The following is a 16,810-nucleotide window of genomic DNA, read 5'->3' on the forward strand; positions in this document are numbered from 1 at the left end:
ATGAAATTTACCAATCACATTCACCAATTTACCGGTCACAACCGTTAAACCCGGCTAAAACAGTAAAGAGGATGAGTTACCCCAGCCCTAAAATGATTTAACCAACTACGAACGAACCCACTTCATAATCTCGCCCATTGAAGCATTTTTCCCGTATAACAGGATGCCGACTTCAAAGATCTTTCCGGCAAGCTTCATCACAAGCCACACGGATAGAACCAGAATCGCCAGTGCAATACCGATTTCAACCCAAGGCCATTCTTCAAGCAATGATAATCGCATGATCAGAACAGCAGGGGAGGTAAATGGAATATAGGTACCAACCTGTGCTGCAAGTCCATTTGGATCGGATAGAATAGGTCCGATCAGAATCAGCGGAGAAAATGGCAGCATCATAATCATGCCCTGGAAGTTACTTGTTGAGCTGATGTCTTCGACTGTTGCACCAAGTCCGACAAAGAGAGCGGCGAACAACAGGTAGCCAATCAGCGCGATGACAATCAGCAACGCAAGCTCCGGTACAAACAGGTATTCCATAATCGGGAAGTCATTAAATCTCCAGATCACAAATGGTAGTGCAATCAGCAGCCATACGCCAACTTGAAGCATACCGAGCCAGAAGTAGCCAATGATTTTTCCCTGCATCAAGTCACTTGGTGTCAGTGACGAAAGAACAATTTCAGATACTTTTTCTTTCTTTTCCTGTGAAGCACTCTGGAAGATCATCATCCCTGTCATCACAATAGAGAATAAAATCAGTCCGGCAAATGCCCCCGGAATAATACGCGCGAGCTCATTAAGTCCTGAATCAGCAGCAGCCTGTTCTGAGTCTGACAGTTCTTCTGCATTGAACTGAATGCCGTTCGTCACAGCAGCCATCTGTTCTTCTGACAAACCTGCATTTTGCAGATTCAGCTGTTGCAGTGGTGCTGCAAGAAGCTGGACCTCACCTGCAAACGAGTCAGGTGTTTCCTCCGTTGTGTAGTACGTGATTTGTCCATCGCGAAGAGCAGCTTCATCAAGCGCAAGATACACCGCGCTTTCATCCTCATCCAATCCGTCTCTCCATTCATCCGGAGAAGCAGTTACAACGCTGATCTCCCAGTTCAGGTCAGCATTGCTGAGGTAAGGCTCAATTTGTTCTGCCCATATGCCGGACGGATCTGACACAGAGACATTGACCGGTTCTGCGTCATCACCTGATCCTGATAACAGTGTCGGGAGGGTAGCGAATAGAATGAAAAGCACCGGTGTTAACAGGAGTGAAATAATGAACGATTTATTTTTGACATTCCGTTTGAATTCCCAGCGGGCGACCTTTAAACTGTTACGCATATTTTTCTTCCTCCTCTGCTGCAAGTGTCCGATCTGAGGCAACGTCAATAAAGATTTCATGAAGCGAAATCCGATCCAGTCTGAATTCCTCGATCTGAATGTCTGAAGGCAGCTTGCGGATCCATTCTGCCGCTTTCAGGTTCTGATCCAGAAACAGAACAGATACATTGTCCTGCTGCTCAACCCTTGTTACGTAAGGAATCGTCTTCAGTTTATTCTCATCATTTTGACCGTGAATTGTGCACTTGAAGCTTGCGTACTCTCTTTTTACTTCATCCATTGTCCCGCTAATCACTTCTCTGCCTTTATGAATCATGATCAGACGGTCTGCCATTTCCTCAACCAGATTCATCTGGTGGGCTGAGAGAAGAATGGCCGTTCCATTTCTGGCAAGCTCTCTGATCTCTTCCTTGAATACTTCCTGACTGACAGGATCAAGTCCTGAGAACGGTTCATCTAAAATCAACAGCTCCGGTTCATGGATGATAGATGCGATGAACTGAACTTTCTGACCCATTCCTTTTGAGAGCTCTTCAATTGATACTTTATCTTTTCCCTCAAGACCAAACTTTTTCAGATAAGACAATGCACGCTCTTTTGCCTTTTTCTGCGGATAGTCCTTGAGCTCTGCAAAGTAGAGCAGAATATCCATAATCTTCACGTTCTTATACAGACCGCGTTCCTCCGGCAGGTAGCCGATTTTATGCTTTGGAATCTGGCCCTCCTTCTCACCGTGGAATTTGATCGTTCCGTGATCCGGGTAGAGAATGCCCATAATACTTCTGATGGTCGTTGATTTTCCGGCACCGTTTGGACCGAGGAGGGCTGTGATTTCTCCCTTTCTTACATTGAATGAAACGTCGTGAAGCACCTGCTGATCTTTAAATGACTTCTGAAGACTTTGGACGGTAAGCGCAATTTCAGACATTAATCATTTCCCCTTCCATTAAAATTTCCTGAATAATATCCTCAAGCTCAGGTACTTGCTCATCAACAATGACCAGCCCGTTTTTAGAAAGATAGGCCATCGTAGTTTCCGGGTGATTTGATAAAATAACCTTCTTATAGGTACGCTTAATTTCACCAGGTATGTGGCTTACTTGCGGCTCTTCCTTTAGCCAGAACAACCGGTAAGATGATACGAGCGAATCTTTTTCAAGCAGACGTGTAACAGATCCTTTATTAATGAATACAAGGTAGTCAGCAAGCTTTTTAATATCGTCTGCCTGATGCGATGCAATCAGCACCGTTCTGTCTCCTCTTTCCATCAGTTCAAGTAAAAACTGAATAAAATAATTTCTCGACGGAATGTCCATCGCAGCTGTCGGCTCATCCAGCATGAGAATGGGAGTATTTTTTCCAAAGTTTAATGCAAGATTTAACTTCGTCTTCACACCGGGAGACAGCTTCTGAACTTTCTTATTCAGCGGAATGTTCAACTTTTCGGAGAATCTTCTGAACAGCGATTCGTCCCATGACGGATAGACTTCTGCCATCAGATTACGCAGCTGTTCACCAGTAAATGCATCACAGCCAATCATTGTCTGAGGTTGATAAGCGATCTGTTGTTTCCATGCGTCATCTTCGCCCCTGACAGAATGACCAAACACCTCAATCTCTCCATTGTCCGGCTTTACAAGGTTCATCAGCATTTTGAAAAAGGTACTCTTGCCGGCGCCATTCGTTCCGACCACTGCAGTAATGGTTCCTACTTCAAAGGTAAGGTCCTGAACGTTCAATTGAAATTCGTCAATGGATTTTTCGATATTCCTGATCGTTATTGGAAAAGTCATTGGTTGTCCTCCTTTTGAAGCAGTGTTTCTACCATGCGAATGATGCCCTCATCTGAATATTCATGCTGCCGTGCTGTAGAGATTGCTTTCAAAATTGCATCTTCAACTGCCTGACTGGCCATTGATGTTTTCATAGCAGGATCCACCTCTGCGACAAATGTTCCCTTTCCCTGAGAGGTCTGGATGAATCCACTGTACTCAAGGTTCTGATAGGCTCTTCTGATTGTGATGGAGCTGATCTCTAGCTCCTTCGCCAATAACCTGATAGAAGGAAGGGGGTCTCCGGTTGCCAGCTGTCCGCTTGCAATCAGTGCTTTAATCTGGTTTTCGATCTGATGATAGATCGGTTCCCGGGAAGACTTGGAAAGCCGAATTGGAAGATTCATGTCAGCCCTCCTTTATTGTAAGTAATCATTTTTTTGGATTTGCTTCATGGCATGATTGAACCAGTACCACATGACGAGACATGCAATAAGAATAGACATAATGATTGAAAGAATAGTGAAATCATTAGCTAACTGGATCGTCCATTTGAAAAACCCTGTATCAAGCCATACTTGAAAAATCAGATACATGCCAACAAAAAACACGATGATGATCATATACGACCAGAAAAACGTAAAACGTTTAATCTGATCACCCGGATCACTGGCAGGGAAAATCCCGCCAATAGAAAAACTGATACAAAGCCAGATGATGATCAGTGCAATCATGGGCAGCGGCTCAATCGCTGACTGAAGCTCTGCTGAGAAAAAATAGGTACCAACCAGAACGATTGTGATCCCTATTAAAATAGATAGGTAAGGTAGTATGAAGCGGCTTGCCACAAGTACATTACGTTTGATAGGAAGCTGGTTCAGCATCGCAACATAGGGTGAAGCATATAATCCGTCATCCATTTTCTGATATTGAAAGTTTTTCGGCTTAATTGAAAATGAGAGGGAGCCGATGTAAATAATGAGAAAGGCATCAAGCAGAAAGATGTTGTCTTCAAGGTAAGGAGGCATCGTCAGATAAAAGAAAAAAGAGTAGATGCCTGCAATGAAAAGCAGGAGTAAATAATGTTTTTTTGATACATCCAATTCGAGCTTTGCCAGCCAGAATGCTTTACGCATAGTATTCATCTATAAAAGCTCCTTTCCGTTTTTTAGTGTATAAGTGTGTATGTCTATATACACACTATAGAACAGTCGGTGGAATAGTTCAACTGTTTTTGGAAAAGTAGTCAGGATATATTTGATAAAGAGGATGATGAACAATGTCTGTTGAAATAATAGTAGAAAAGGAGGCCGCGCTGAATTTTATTAGTGAGATATTATCTGTTTCTGTCATTTCAAGGGAATATGTGTATGGCATTAAGTTAAATAGAAGAGGTGTTACAAATGATTGAGTTAAGATATTTTAACCGTTCTGATTTTCAACAGCTAATCGACTGGATCGAAACCCCTGAATTTTTAATGCAATGGGGAGGTCCGGATTTCACTTTTCCTTTAGATGAAAAACAATTAGAGCGATACATAGAGCATGCAAATGGAGAAGGCTCAACTTCTCTTGTGTATAGTGTGGTTGAAAAAGAGAGTGGCAAAGTGATTGGACATATTTCTTTAGGCAGGATTGATCGAACGAATCGGTCAGCGAGAGTTGGGAGAGTATTGGTCGGAGATAAAAGTGTAAGGGGTAAGGGAGCAGGACAGCAAATGATGAACGAAATTCTACAAGTAGCATTTGATGAACTGACATTACATCGAGTGAGTCTTGGCGTCTTTGACTTCAACGCTTCAGCCATTGCCTGTTATGAGAAGGCAGGGTTTGTGAAGGAAGGGTTACTCAGAGATGCAAGAAAAATGGGTGACGGGTACTGGAGTTTGTGGGAGATGAGTGTGTTGGAAGGTGAATGGAAGAAGTTAACAAAGTCACGAACTGATCAGTGATGTTGAGGGTTAAAAGGATCTTACGACATGGCAGCTATTCCAGTAATATTGAAGTTTGCATAGTTTTGCGTTAAAATGATTATAATAAAAAGAGAAGAGCGCTAACTCTTCTCCCTTGCAGCCTCTACCGTCAGGGTGGTGGTTGTCAGTTAAACGTTATTTTTGAGAACCACCCTTTTGCTTCCGACGGCGCAGGGGTGGTTTTCTTTTCGTCGAGAAAAGTTTTTTGAAAGAGATACGCGCTAATCGCACGCGTGATGCCTTTCAATACTTCTCTTGCAAACTCAAAGAAAATGTCCATAGTTATCACCTCCTCCCCGAAAGAAAAAGGAAAAGTGACAACCATCCACCCTTACAATATTAGCTACGCGCATAGTTTGTCATAAAATTTCCAGCGCATATGTATAACTTCAGCACTAAAATATCAAGTTATCTCTGAAACTTCATTAAGTAACCGCTGATATAAATGTTTGTTGATTTAGCTTCAGAGAAGACATTTTTCTCTGTGTCCTCAGAGGTGGCTGCGTAGAAATTTTCAGGTCACATTCTCCAAAATACGGGTCACATGTTGTGGTTTATCGGTCACAATAGGAACTTTACGGGTCACTAAGACGCTGATACAGGAGTTATCGGTCACAATTACATATTTACAGGTCATTAAGTGAATTTTATCGGTCGCATTCTTTGATTTACCGGTCACATTCGTTCATCACAGCCAAGAGTCACCAGGTTACCAAAAACAGCTTTAAGAAGTAAAAAGAAAATCTCATTTTTCCACTCAACTCTAAATGGTAAAATCATTACATATCCACTAACCTTCAAATCTATTAAAAGAGATGTGAAACCATGCCACACAAACCGATTTACGTAGAAATAGATATACACGACAACATTGATGCAGTCTGGACCTACACCCAGCAGCCGGATCTGCATGAGCAGTGGGATGTCCGGTTTTCTTCGATAACATATAACGAAAAGTCGCTGGGCGAAACGGTGCAGACGTTTACTTATTCCACAAAAGTAATGCCGGGTATTGAAGTGTCCGGCTGGGGTGAGAGTAAAGGGACACATGAGAAAGAGAGCGGAGAGAAAACATCTGCTTTGCATTTTGGCACAGACCAGCTGATTTCGCCGATTGCTGAAGGGAAGGGGTACTGGCAGTATATCCCGAGTGAAGGGCGTACCACTTTTTTGACGCAGTATGATTATGACGTCCGCTTTGGTGGAGCGGGAAAGCTTTTTGACAGGCTGTTCCGTCCGCTGATTGGCTGGGGAACAGCGCTCAGCTTTGATGTGTTAAAGCGGTGGATTGAATCAGGTGAGCGCCCGGGAACGCAGTATAGGCGTTTTTTTGTGTTTTATACCATATGTTTTTTATTTGCATTTGTCTGGCTTTATCAGGGACTGGTACCGAAAGTGCTGACGCAGCATCCGTTAGAAGTCAGCATGCTGACACAGCTTTCTTCTTTATCTGAAGGGCAGGCCTCCACTGCAGTAATCTGGGTGGGGATCGCAGAAATGATTTTTGCCGGCTGCTGGCTCATCCCGAAGCTGCAAAAATATTTGCTTAAGCTCCAGGTCATCATTTTCCCTCTACTAACAATAAGCGCAGTGATTGCAGCCCCATTTACTGCAACAGCACCGTTTAACGTGATCACGCTGAATGTGACGCTTTGGGTGCTGTCGATCATTGGGTTACTGCTGACAAAAGAGCTGCCGAGTGCGAAAAGCTGCAGAAGAAAGAGGGTGAAAGCGGCGTGACGATTTATACGACACTGCTTGGAGAAAAGTTTCAGCAGCTGCATCCAAAGCTGCAGCATCGCTACGCGTTGCCTTTAGATCAGGAATTCTTTGCAACAGGTGTGATGAGTCAGATTAAAAATGGCGGCAGGTTGCTATCTCCTTTTTATTGCCTGACTTCAAAGGCGAACTTTCTGTTTCCCGAGAGCGGGCAAGAGATCCCATTCTCCATTGCTAACCGCTGTGCGATGAATCAGGATGGTGAGGTGGAAGTCGCGTGGGAAAGAACCTTTCACTTTCAAAACGCTGAGCGGAAATTTAACGCCAGGATGACAGTGGATCTGGAAAAGAAGTTAGTAAAGGATTTTCTGGGTGACATTCCGTTCTTCTATTCAGACCTGCATTTTGATGTCACAAAAGAAGGCTTTCTGATCATTACGTCCGGCGTACAGAAGGTGATGCTTGGGAAAGCGGGATTTACGCTGCCTAAAATCCTAAGAGGACGTGTAACTGTCCTTGAGGGCTACGATGACCAAAAGGATGTCTATACGATTCATGTATCAATTTACAATGCTGTACTTGGGAGGGTGATGATGTATGCAGGAGAATTTAAAGAAAGCGTTCATTAAACCTCTGATTTTGACTGGCCTTCTGCTTTTTTGTTTCAGCCTCGCCATGAATAAACAGGCTGACTACTACTATTATCTGACGGCTGCACAGCTGATTTTTGTGCCGTCACTATTACATATGATTGTAAAGCTTCGTTCGTTTGAAAAAGGGATCATTGCGATTGGGATGCTGGCTGTCACATTAATCAGTCTGGATCTGCCTTATCCTGCAGCTGTGATCTGTGCAATCGTCTATTTTCTTGTGACATGCTGGGTTGCCTGGAAAGGGTTTGAGCGCTTTTTAAACCGCGGATTCACCAACCTGCCTGAGTGGCTCATTGATCTTGGCATGATCTATCTGGCCATTGGCGGCGGGTGGTTTCTTGCCTCTGTCAGCGGAATTGACACAGGCTTCAGCGATATGCTGACCTGGCTGACGGCAATTCACTTCCACTATTCTGCTTTCATGCTAAGTGTATCAGTTGGTCTGGTCGGACGGATTCAAATCACAAAGCTGTATCAGATCTGTGCGTTTGTGATTGCTACGGGACCAGTTACGGTTGCTATTGGGATCACATTCTCCCGTACAGTTGAAATCATTTCAGTCTCGCTTTATGTACTGGCAATCTATGCGCTGACCTATTATTTGTTCCGTCTGAAGTTTCATGGGATTCAGAGGATAATCGTCTGGATTCCTTTTCTCACGCTATGTATCACGATTCTATGGTCACTCGCATATGCATACGGCAACCTATCAGGGCAGGTGATCGTGAACATTCCGGACATGCTCGACTTTCATGGATTTCTGAACTGTCTATTGTTTGGAACGTTGACTGTTATTGGCTGGGCGTTAAAAGTGCCTGAGTCAACGCAGCAGCCTTACAAATTTCCTGTCAGCCTGATTCGTGGCAGGCTGCAAAAAACCGGATCACCTCACAGCGGACTGGTCGATCAAATGAACATGTATGTCAATCCGGAAGAAGTGTCTGCACAGGTCATTAATTTCTATGAACACACTGAAAGATTTCAACTATTCGCCTCTGTAAAATGGTCAGCGTGGTTCAGACCGTTTGCATGGGTCTGGCAGTTAATCAGCCGTTCAATCGGTCAGCTTAATCTTCCTTATTCATCCTCACAGGTTGAAATGACTGGAGAAATCATGATGGTGGATGAAAAGCTTGATGGAAGGGCAAGGCCTAGATTGTGGAAGCGGATGATTGATGAAGAAACGGTATTTACAGCCATTTATTCGCATCATCAGTCAGGTCAGGATACATTAATGAACATTGCACTGCCGCTGCCATTTTCCTCGATGCACGGTATTCTGCAGCTGTCTGCTGAAAATGGACAGCTTCGTTTAACGAGTGATGGTGTCGGGGATGCAGGGACGTATCTGGCGATCGGAAAGTATATATTGAAACTGCCGCTGCATGAGTATTTCGTGATAGAAGAAAAAAATGGGGAACTCGTGGCAACCCATGATATGAACATATTCGGGATTCATTTTCTACATATAGATTATGTGATAAGGGAGTTTGGATAACATGTACAATCGGTTGGAAAAAGGGGATCAGATTGGGATATTCAGTCCGTCAGCCCCTGGAACAGTCACAGCACATAAGAGATTTCAGCGCGCGAAAACATTCCTGCAGGAAAAAGGCTACACCATCATTGAAGGAGCGCTCACAGGTAAATCAGAAACATATCGTTCAGGTACCCCGAAAGAGCGGGCGGATGAGTTCAATAAGCTGCTAAGGAATAAGGATATTAAAATGATCATGTCCACCATTGGCGGAACCAACTCAAACAGTATGCTGCCTTATCTGGATTATGAAGCGTTCCGTGCCAGTCCTAAAATCATTGTAGGTTACTCTGATGCAACAGCTATATTGCTGGCACTGTATGCGAAGACGGGGCTCACTACTTATTACGGTCCGGCACTCATTCCTTCCTTTGGAGAATTTGAACCGCTTGTGCTTGATACATATCAATATTTTAAAGACTATTTCTCCAGTCAATATCAGGCACCATTTAACATCCCGGTTCCTGCCTTCTGGTCTGATGAGCATGTGAACTGGCTTGAGAAAACGACAGAAAAAAAGCTGATAGAGAACCAATTAATAACCGGGCATGAGGGAATAGCTGAAGGCCGCTTAATCGGCGGGAACCTGAACGCAATGTACGGCTTTATCGGAACACCTTATTTTCCAGAGATCAAAGAAGGCGATATTCTGCTGATTGAGGACAGTATGAAAACCGCTTCTATCGTTGAGAAGAATTTTGCCATGCTTAAATTACACGGACTTTTTGATCAGATAGGTGGGATCATTCTCGGAAAGCACGAACAATACGATGATATGGGTACCAATAAACGGCCATTAGATCTTCTGCTGGAGCAACTGGACGGCCGGGAGCTGCCGATTTTGGCGGAATTCGATATCAGCCATACACACCCGATGCATCCGATTGCGATTGGTAAGAAGGTAAGGTTAGATGCAACGGCTAAGAGTGTGGTTTGTTTGGAGGACTGGCTGAATATTTAAAGTGCTTGGCATGTGATATAATTAGGTAAAATCCAAATTTACCCACCTGCATCAGGTAGAGAGTTGTTTATAAAAAACGAAAAAATCCGGGATGGGGCGATATGATCGATTGTGATTTGAAAAGAACAAGGGGGTGGATGATCAAATGAAAATATTATCCGGCATTTTTGTCATTATTAATGTAGTTGGGATCATTTCAGCTTTCGTTTCTAATGTCTTTTTTGATCAGCACGAAACGATAGAGGCTGCCTTCTATCAAACTTTTCTCAGTATGTCGCCATTTATATTAGGACTGATCTTTTGGATGTTGTTATTGATAGCTTTTAAATTTAAGAGAAAAGAAAGTGAGACATAAAAGGCAGGCAATCTTTTAATGAAGAGGGAATGTCTAAAAAGGTATTTCTAAAAGGAGAGGAACCAATGCGCTTTAAAAGCTTTTTACTTGTAGCAGGGATCATAGCATTATTAACAGCGTGTGGCTCTAAAGAGTTCACGGTTTCTGGTGAATCTGAGCATTGGTTGGCTGATGTGAATGTTTCTCAAACGAACGATGGTTATGAAACACAAGAACTTCTTTTGACATATACAGGAGACGATATGGAATCAGTTGGAGAATTTAATTATAACGTGGATAGTGTTGGCTCTTTCGGGAAGAGCGGTAATGAATTAGAGGGAGATGGAACTTTCGTAGATAAGAACGAAGCGAACCCTACGAATGCAAAAGTCACGGAACAGACTGATTTTGAGGTGACAATTGAGTGGGATGGAAAGACGGAGACAATTCAACTTAATCAGCAATAAATGAAAGTAATTGATACTTTTTAAAGGTGGGCATAGACATAAAGTAGAAAACGTTAGTAGGACAAATTTCAGCCAATAGAGTACTACAGCTTTTTTATTTTTTCGAAAAAAATAAGTACATAACCTTTGATACAGGGGTGAATTACCTTTGAAGAAAATCATTGCTATTACATCTGTTGCACTGTTGTTGACTATCGGCGTCTGGCTTCTATTTGACTATTTCAGCCGCAGCGGAACATTCACGCTGGAAAGTCATTCATCAGCCAGCCAGGAACTCATTGATCAAACCAGTCCCATCTATCTCGGATACGGATTGCAGTGGAAAGGGACCGGAACGCCGACGTTAGAGCGTGTAGAATTGATCAGAAGAGACGGCACAACCGCTGATGCTGATCAGGCTGCAACCTTTATCGCAGCGGAAGGTAAAATTGGTGTGCAGGGTGAACAAACGGTTGAAAAAGAAGAGCTGTTGGAGGTAAATGGGTTCCAGCCGGAGAACGATATCCACCTGGTGATCCGTTTAGATAAAACAGAAGGCTTTGCTGAAAACGATCTAAAGGAAATGAGAATCATATATAAGAAATATGGGGTTACACAATATCAAGACCTTTCGTTTGGTGAGGGAATCGTAACTGATGAAGAGGTTGAGTGAATGAAATGATTGACTATATCGCATGAAGCCGACTTTTCAAAGAGCTTTAAGCATCTATTATAAAGAGGTGGTTAAATTGAAAAATGCTCTGATTATCACTGAAGTCACCGTCACCGAGACCTATATCAACCAGCTATCATCCTTACTTGTTGAAGTTGTCAAAAAGGGGGCATCCATTGGCTTTATTCCTCCATTCGGTGATCGTGATGCTAATCAATACTGGCAGCAGGTTGCCGGATCGGATACTGTACTGATGATCGCTGAAATAGATCAGACAATCGTGGGGACAGTTCAGTTGGATTTGTGTACAAAGTCAAATGGTCTTCATCGGGCTGAGCTTGTAAAGTTAATGGTCCACCCCGATTATCAGGGGAAAGGGATCGGCCGTGAGTTAATGATCAAAGCTGAAGAAGCTGCCGTCGAACGTAATCGATCACTCATTGTTCTTGATACTCGAAAAGGGGATCTATCCAACCGGCTGTATCTGTCTATGGGTTACACCTGCGCCGGCGAGATACCCTCATATGCGATGTCTGCTGAGGGAAGCCTGGACCCGACTGTTTTTTACTATAAGCTCTTAAAGCCCAGCTAAGCATTGTTATCAATTTTATTCATAGAAGAGGAGCATTTACTTGAGTATTGAACAGGCATTATACGATGAAGCAGTTCATGTAATAACAGAAAGATATCCAAAAGGCTGGGGAGGCGCTGCTGCGGTCAGATTGGAGGACGGCACGGTCTTAACCAGTGTGGCGCCGGAGATTATCAATGATTCGACTAATCTCTGTATAGAAACAGGTGCGATTTTAGAGGCTCATAAGTTAAATAGAAAAGTGACACACTCGATCTGTGTAGTCCGGGATGACGAGAAATCAGCGTGTAAAGTTCTTTCCCCCTGCGGAATTTGTCAGGAAAGACTATTTTACTGGGGCCAGGCAGTGAAGGTAGCAGTAACAGTTCCATCACAAAGCTTAACATTCAAGACACTGGCAGAGGTACAGCCCTATCACTGGACTGCCGCGTATGAGGAATTCAAAGAAAAATGGAAAGATCAATAAGTTCTGGAGTGAGTAGATCATGATTAAGGGAATCAATCACCTTTTATTTTCAGTATCTGACTTGAACCGTTCAATTGAATTCTATCAAAACGTGTTTGGTGCAAAGCTTCTGGTCAAGGGCAGAAGCACAGCTTATTTTGATTTGAATGGAATTTGGCTTGCACTGAATGAGGAAGCAGATATTCCGCGTGAAGAGATCAAAAAGTCTTATACGCATACTGCTTTTTCAGTAGACGAAAAAGAATTAGATGATTTGTATCATCATCTGATGAGTCACAGTGCCAATATTTTATCCGGGCGTGAAAGAGATGAGCGGGATAAGCAATCTATCTACTTTACAGACCCGGATGGACATAAGTTTGAATTTCATACAGGAACACTGGAAGATCGTTTGAGATATTACAAAGAGGAAAAGCCGCATATGACATTTTATGATGAATGAAGCAGGAGGACAGACGTGGAATTTAACACAGAAAGATTAACCATCCGTCCATTTATGAATGAAGATCTGGACGATGTATTCAATATTTACAGTGATCAGGAAACGTGCAGATATCTTCTGCATGAACCTTGGACACATGATAACAAGCAGGAGAAGTTCACTAAAAAGCTTACAAATCATTCGCTGACACAGAACCAGGCACTGAGTGTAGCGGTCGTGAATGAAGGCAGGGTCATTGGTGATCTGTCTGTGTGGTATACAGATATGAAGGATACAGTTGAGATTGGCTACACATTTTCACAGAACGCCTCAGGAAAAGGGTTTGCAACTGAGGCGTTAAAAGGACTGCTTGAAAAGCTTTTTGCTGAGTATAAAGTGCATCGCATCCAGGCGACGCTTGATGCCAGAAACGAGGCATCCGGCAGGTTATGTGAGCGGGTAGGTATGAGGAAAGAAGCGCATTTTGTTCAGGATTACTGGAATAAAGGTGAATGGACAGACAGTATTGTGTACGGGATGCTGGCTGGGGATTTGAATAAGGAATAAAAAAATTGGGACGTATCATGCGTCCCAATTTTTTGTGAGGTCAAGCGCGATCCTTCGCCTGCTGAGTATCACGAATATTCTTCTGAATCGTAATCGCAGCAAACAGGCTGAGTACGAATGCCATACCGTAAAAGCCTTTTTCACTCAGAATAATGCTGCCTGCATTATAGAGGCCGATCGCCATCAGCAGGATTGCAATGATCACAGCAAGCCAGCTGAGCCCGTAATAGATGCCTGAAACGGGAATGTCTTCTTCTTTATCCCGGACAGCCTTCTGCAGGGAAACGGCTGCATATAGGCCAAATACTAATACAGCAAAATAGTAACCTTTTTCATTCAGCTCCATTGCTGCATTGAAAAGGCCGATCAGGTAAGCAGTCAGTCCGATCGCAAGTGCTGCCCAGCTCGCTCCCTTAAAGGCAGGCGTCGGTTCGCCAGGCTTACGTTCCACTTTTACTCTCGGTTTCTTATCATCTTCCTGCATAAATGAATTTTCCTTAACTTCAGCCATTCGCAACGCTCCTTACTGTTCTTTTTATAGGTACCAGTTGTATGACCTTGTATGGTTTGACAGATGTTGTATACTCTCATCTTACTTGATCAGAGGAAAATGTAAAGCAGCATTTTTTCTATGAATATATAAGTCTGCCTTCTTTTTTCGCTCATACCTGAAGATTTACGTTCACAATAAATTAACATTCATCTCCTTTTCAGACAGTTTCTTTGATTTGCTGTGTCAGTGCGCGATCAGCAGCGTTAAAATAAATTGAAAGAAATATTTGGAATTAACAGTATTGCCGTTCATTCTGAAAAGTGATACTGGTTTTCTTATCAATTATGAAGGAGTGTCAATATGTCTGTCAGTTCAATGGTATCGATCAGCAGTTCGTCTTTATTTGTTTCATTTATTCTTTATTTAATTACGATTATTCCATTTGGTATTGCCGTGAAATCCAGAAAACCGATTGCTGCAAGAATAGGAATCACCTTAACTGCAGCTGGTTTTATCGCTCAGCTCAATTATTTTATCTTACGGTGGATTGCGAGTGGTCATGCACCGGTCAGCAATCTGAATGAGTTTCTTACATTCTTCGGCATTATGCTCGTTGGAAGCTTCTTCGTATTCTATTACATATACCGTCAGCCAGTGATGGGACTGTTCCTTTTACCGGTTTCACTGCTGATTATTGCGTATGCCAGCATGTTTCACAATGAGGTTACACCGCTCATTCCGGCACTGCAGAGCAACTGGCTGACGATTCACGTGATTACGGTAGCAGTTGCAAGTGCCGTACTATCAATTTCTTTTGTCACAGGATTGATCTACTTACTGAAAAAAATAAATACAAATGAGAGAAGTAAAAGTTCGTTTTTCTTAGAACTTGTATTGTATTTCATGGTTGTCGTGGTTGGCTTTATCGTGGTTATTTCTGCATTTCGGGTGATGGGTTACAGTGCGAGCTATCAATTTGAGAACCGGGAAGGGGAGACGCAGGTGTATGACTATCACCTGCCGGCGATTGTGCTGCCGATGGATTCAGTTCATGTCAGCCCTGTTGATGGCATGCCAGGCAGTTATGAACCAGCCGATCACTATGCCGGACTTCTTGAACTGCCAAACAGCATAGAAACTGCCAAGCTGAATACAGTGTTGTGGTCATTTCTTGTGGGATCTCTCCTATACTTATTGATCAGGATCATCACACGGAAAAAGATTGCCCAGCTGCTGCAGCCTCTTACACGCAAAGTTGATTTGTCTTTAATGGACGAGATTTCATACCGTTCAGTTGTCATTGGGTTTCCGTTATTTGCACTTGGCGGGCTCTTCTTCGCGATGATCTGGGCGCAGCTTGCGTGGACCAGGTTCTGGGGATGGGATCCTAAAGAAGTGTGGGCCCTGATCACGTTCTTATTCTATGCGGCTTTCCTTCACCTGCGTCTTGGGAGAGGATGGTCCGGTGAGAAGACTTCATGGCTTGCGATTATCGGCTTTGGCACAATCATCTTTAATCAGGTGTTTGTGAACCTGGTGATAGCAGGGTTGCATTCGTATGCATAAATGTATTAAATTGTAATTGTCAAATAAAAACGACTTGAGGTGTACAGATGAAAAGAATCATTTTAGAGGTAGCCTTGCTTCCTATTCTATTTTTAGTATCAGGAACCCTGCTTGTGATTATGGGCATTAATGGGAATGGGCTTGCAGTTCAATTTTCAAGACCTGGTAATGCGACAGCATAGGACACATCTGCAGAATTGATTCAAACATTTACTTATGTGCCCATATTATTAGGTGTCACTCTAATGATTCTCAGTATCATCACATTCAGTGTGAACTATTATACATTTCAACGTGGAGCAAGGTTATAGTAAAAAGCCCAAAAATCTCTGTTAAAGATTTTTGGGCTTTGCTCTTTTTTGCATCATCAGTTAAATGGTTAAGATACTCACACCAGCAACTCACCATGACACAATCCTGATTTTTCAACCTGAATCGTGGAGTGGTTAATTTGATGCTTCTTCTGAATCAGCTCTATTGCTTTTTGCAGAACCAGCTGTTCATCTGCTTCATCACGGATTGTCAGGTGACAGCTGAATGAATCCAGTCCGGAAGTGATCGTCCAGAGATGAAAATCATGTACATCAATCACACCGTCAATACTCTGTAAGGAAGCTTTTAACTCTCCAGTATCCACAGCAGAAGGAGCACCTTCCATCAGAATATGAACCGATTGCTTCAGAATGCCCCATGCACTTTTTAGAATGAGCAGAGAGACAAGCACTGAAATAAGCGGATCTGCCAGGTACCAGTCAAACACCAGCATGACGACCCCGGCTGCAATCGCCCCGACAGACCCAAGTGCGTCACCAATTACATGAAGATAGGCACTGCGGAGGTTAACGTTATCCTTTACGTCGCCTTTGCGCATGAGAAACCAGGCACTCAATAAATTAGCAAGCAGACCAATTACCGCAATGCCCATCATCGTGCCACTCGCTACAGTTGGCGGCTCTAGAAACCGTTCATAAGCCTCTACTAAAATAAATCCTGAAATCACAAATAATGTGACCCCATTGAACAGTGCTGCTAAAATCTCAAAGCGGTAAAATCCATAAGTTTTATTGTCAGATGCTTTCTTCGTGGCAAACCAGATTGCAACAAGACTCAATAAAAGAGAACTGGCGTCACTGAGCATGTGTCCTGAATCGGCTAATAATGCCAGACTGTTTGTCAGTAAACCGCCAAAGAACTCAAGTAGCATGATAAATGTTGTAATGGAGAACGCAATCAGTAGTCCCTTTTTGTTACCTTCTCTCAATTCTTCAAAATGTCCATGGTCATGTGAATGAGCCATCATGT

General features: G+C 43.0%; 20 protein-coding genes. 12 read left to right on the top strand and 8 right to left on the bottom strand.

The window, feature by feature from the left end; all coding sequences use genetic code 11:
- Nucleotides 1-105 precede the first annotated feature (105 nt).
- Genes KP77_RS02520 through KP77_RS02540 form a run of 5 tightly spaced genes read right to left on the bottom strand, consistent with a single transcriptional unit; the run spans nucleotide 106 to nucleotide 4,252 of the window.
- A complete protein-coding gene (locus KP77_RS02520) occupies nucleotides 106-1,335 on the bottom strand; it encodes an ABC transporter permease (protein WP_041121137.1) in 1,230 nt (409 codons plus the stop codon).
- Complete coding sequence (locus KP77_RS02525; RefSeq protein ID WP_041121138.1) at nucleotides 1,328-2,263, bottom strand: ABC transporter ATP-binding protein; 936 nt, start codon at nucleotides 2,261-2,263, stop codon at nucleotides 1,328-1,330. Before KP77_RS02525 ends, KP77_RS02520 begins: the two co-directional genes overlap by 8 nt.
- Nucleotides 2,256-3,128, bottom strand: coding sequence for an ABC transporter ATP-binding protein (locus tag KP77_RS02530; protein ID WP_041121139.1), 873 nt, complete (start codon nucleotides 3,126-3,128; stop codon nucleotides 2,256-2,258). Before KP77_RS02530 ends, KP77_RS02525 begins: the two co-directional genes overlap by 8 nt.
- Nucleotides 3,125-3,514 (bottom strand): GntR family transcriptional regulator, encoded by a 390-nt coding sequence (locus tag KP77_RS02535; RefSeq protein ID WP_041121140.1) that lies wholly within the window; start codon nucleotides 3,512-3,514, stop codon nucleotides 3,125-3,127. Before KP77_RS02535 ends, KP77_RS02530 begins: the two co-directional genes overlap by 4 nt.
- A 12-nt stretch (nucleotides 3,515-3,526) precedes the next feature.
- The gene (locus KP77_RS02540; protein WP_041121141.1) at nucleotides 3,527-4,252 is read right to left on the bottom strand and encodes a hypothetical protein; all 726 of its coding nucleotides are present in this window, start codon (nucleotides 4,250-4,252) and stop codon (nucleotides 3,527-3,529) included.
- A gap of 258 nt (nucleotides 4,253-4,510) precedes the next feature.
- On the opposite strand from KP77_RS02540, the gene KP77_RS02545 reads away from it, so the two are divergent.
- Nucleotides 4,511-5,059, top strand: a complete 549-nt coding sequence (locus KP77_RS02545) for a GNAT family N-acetyltransferase (RefSeq protein WP_041121142.1) — start codon at nucleotides 4,511-4,513, stop codon at nucleotides 5,057-5,059.
- Nucleotides 5,060-5,204: 145 nt separating this feature from the next.
- Here the strand turns inward: KP77_RS02545 and KP77_RS18275 are convergent, their stop codons facing one another.
- Nucleotides 5,205-5,360, bottom strand: coding sequence for a hypothetical protein (locus KP77_RS18275; protein ID WP_162483902.1), 156 nt, complete (start codon nucleotides 5,358-5,360; stop codon nucleotides 5,205-5,207).
- Between the two features lie 545 nt (nucleotides 5,361-5,905).
- Between KP77_RS18275 and KP77_RS02550 the strand changes: the two genes are divergently transcribed.
- From KP77_RS02550 to KP77_RS02600, 10 genes are all read left to right on the top strand, one after another.
- Nucleotides 5,906-6,820 (top strand): DoxX-like family protein, encoded by a 915-nt coding sequence (locus KP77_RS02550; RefSeq protein WP_041121143.1) that lies wholly within the window; start codon nucleotides 5,906-5,908, stop codon nucleotides 6,818-6,820.
- Nucleotides 6,817-7,428 (top strand): DUF4166 domain-containing protein, encoded by a 612-nt coding sequence (locus KP77_RS02555; RefSeq protein WP_041121144.1) that lies wholly within the window; start codon nucleotides 6,817-6,819, stop codon nucleotides 7,426-7,428. The genes KP77_RS02550 and KP77_RS02555 overlap by 4 nt, the downstream gene beginning before the upstream one ends.
- Nucleotides 7,397-8,950, top strand: a complete 1,554-nt coding sequence (locus KP77_RS02560; protein ID WP_041121145.1) for a YndJ family protein — start codon at nucleotides 7,397-7,399, stop codon at nucleotides 8,948-8,950. Before KP77_RS02555 ends, KP77_RS02560 begins: the two co-directional genes overlap by 32 nt.
- Nucleotide 8,951: 1 nt before the next feature.
- Entirely contained in the window at nucleotides 8,952-9,950 is a 999-nt protein-coding gene (locus tag KP77_RS02565) for a S66 family peptidase (RefSeq protein ID WP_041121146.1), read from the top strand.
- A 420-nt stretch (nucleotides 9,951-10,370) separates the two neighbouring features.
- On the top strand, nucleotides 10,371-10,751 hold the full coding sequence (locus KP77_RS02575; protein ID WP_041121148.1) for a hypothetical protein: 381 nt from the start codon (nucleotides 10,371-10,373) through the stop codon (nucleotides 10,749-10,751).
- Between the two features lie 148 nt (nucleotides 10,752-10,899).
- Nucleotides 10,900-11,403 carry a hypothetical protein gene (locus KP77_RS02580; protein WP_041121149.1) on the top strand — a complete coding sequence of 168 codons (504 nt, stop codon included), beginning with the start codon at nucleotides 10,900-10,902 and terminating at the stop codon, nucleotides 11,401-11,403.
- A 76-nt stretch (nucleotides 11,404-11,479) separates the two neighbouring features.
- Entirely contained in the window at nucleotides 11,480-11,995 is a 516-nt protein-coding gene (locus KP77_RS02585) for a GNAT family N-acetyltransferase (RefSeq protein WP_041121229.1), read from the top strand.
- 40 nt (nucleotides 11,996-12,035) lie between these two features.
- Nucleotides 12,036-12,461 (top strand): cytidine deaminase, encoded by a 426-nt coding sequence (locus KP77_RS02590; protein WP_041121150.1) that lies wholly within the window; start codon nucleotides 12,036-12,038, stop codon nucleotides 12,459-12,461.
- 19 nt (nucleotides 12,462-12,480) lie between these two features.
- A complete protein-coding gene (fosB, locus tag KP77_RS02595) occupies nucleotides 12,481-12,903 on the top strand; it encodes a metallothiol transferase FosB (RefSeq protein WP_407637908.1) in 423 nt (140 codons plus the stop codon).
- A 15-nt stretch (nucleotides 12,904-12,918) separates the two neighbouring features.
- Nucleotides 12,919-13,449, top strand: coding sequence for a GNAT family N-acetyltransferase (locus tag KP77_RS02600; RefSeq protein WP_041121152.1), 531 nt, complete (start codon nucleotides 12,919-12,921; stop codon nucleotides 13,447-13,449).
- 40 nt (nucleotides 13,450-13,489) lie between these two features.
- Here KP77_RS02600 and yiaA read toward each other — a convergent pair whose 3' ends face one another.
- Nucleotides 13,490-13,960, bottom strand: a complete 471-nt coding sequence (yiaA, locus tag KP77_RS02605; RefSeq protein WP_041121153.1) for an inner membrane protein YiaA — start codon at nucleotides 13,958-13,960, stop codon at nucleotides 13,490-13,492.
- Nucleotides 13,961-14,302: 342 nt separating this feature from the next.
- Between yiaA and ccsB the strand changes: the two genes are divergently transcribed.
- A complete protein-coding gene (gene ccsB, locus KP77_RS02610) occupies nucleotides 14,303-15,508 on the top strand; it encodes a c-type cytochrome biogenesis protein CcsB (RefSeq protein WP_041121154.1) in 1,206 nt (401 codons plus the stop codon).
- Nucleotides 15,509-15,896: 388 nt separating this feature from the next.
- On the opposite strand, the gene KP77_RS02615 is transcribed toward ccsB, so the two are convergent.
- Nucleotides 15,897-16,805: a cation diffusion facilitator family transporter gene (locus KP77_RS02615; protein ID WP_041121155.1), complete on the bottom strand. Its 909-nt coding sequence runs from the start codon at nucleotides 16,803-16,805 to the stop codon at nucleotides 15,897-15,899.
- Nucleotides 16,806-16,810 lie beyond the last annotated feature (5 nt).

The sequence above is a fragment of the Jeotgalibacillus alimentarius genome, assembly GCF_000829445.1.
Lineage (GTDB): Bacteria > Bacillota > Bacilli > Bacillales > Jeotgalibacillaceae > Jeotgalibacillus > Jeotgalibacillus alimentarius.

What these genes read in the sequence shown, in the direction of transcription:
- KP77_RS02520 (WP_041121137.1), bottom strand. Translation starts at nt 1,335, where the DNA reads ATGCGTAACAGTTTAAAGGTCGCCCGCTGGGAATTCAAACGGAATGTC.
- KP77_RS02525 (WP_041121138.1), bottom strand. Translation starts at nt 2,263, where the DNA reads ATGTCTGAAATTGCGCTTACCGTCCAAAGTCTTCAGAAGTCATTTAAA.
- KP77_RS02530 (WP_041121139.1), bottom strand. Translation starts at nt 3,128, where the DNA reads ATGACTTTTCCAATAACGATCAGGAATATCGAAAAATCCATTGACGAA.
- KP77_RS02535 (WP_041121140.1), bottom strand. Translation starts at nt 3,514, where the DNA reads ATGAATCTTCCAATTCGGCTTTCCAAGTCTTCCCGGGAACCGATCTAT.
- KP77_RS02540 (WP_041121141.1), bottom strand. Translation starts at nt 4,252, where the DNA reads ATGAATACTATGCGTAAAGCATTCTGGCTGGCAAAGCTCGAATTGGAT.
- KP77_RS02545 (WP_041121142.1), top strand. Translation starts at nt 4,511, where the DNA reads ATGATTGAGTTAAGATATTTTAACCGTTCTGATTTTCAACAGCTAATC.
- KP77_RS18275 (WP_162483902.1), bottom strand. Translation starts at nt 5,360, where the DNA reads ATGGACATTTTCTTTGAGTTTGCAAGAGAAGTATTGAAAGGCATCACG.
- KP77_RS02550 (WP_041121143.1), top strand. Translation starts at nt 5,906, where the DNA reads ATGCCACACAAACCGATTTACGTAGAAATAGATATACACGACAACATT.
- KP77_RS02560 (WP_041121145.1), top strand. Translation starts at nt 7,397, where the DNA reads ATGCAGGAGAATTTAAAGAAAGCGTTCATTAAACCTCTGATTTTGACT.
- KP77_RS02565 (WP_041121146.1), top strand. Translation starts at nt 8,952, where the DNA reads ATGTACAATCGGTTGGAAAAAGGGGATCAGATTGGGATATTCAGTCCG.
- KP77_RS02575 (WP_041121148.1), top strand. Translation starts at nt 10,371, where the DNA reads ATGCGCTTTAAAAGCTTTTTACTTGTAGCAGGGATCATAGCATTATTA.
- fosB (WP_407637908.1), top strand. Translation starts at nt 12,481, where the DNA reads ATGATTAAGGGAATCAATCACCTTTTATTTTCAGTATCTGACTTGAAC.
- yiaA (WP_041121153.1), bottom strand. Translation starts at nt 13,960, where the DNA reads ATGGCTGAAGTTAAGGAAAATTCATTTATGCAGGAAGATGATAAGAAA.
- ccsB (WP_041121154.1), top strand. Translation starts at nt 14,303, where the DNA reads ATGTCTGTCAGTTCAATGGTATCGATCAGCAGTTCGTCTTTATTTGTT.
- KP77_RS02615 (WP_041121155.1), bottom strand. Translation starts at nt 16,805, where the DNA reads ATGGCTCATTCACATGACCATGGACATTTTGAAGAATTGAGAGAAGGT.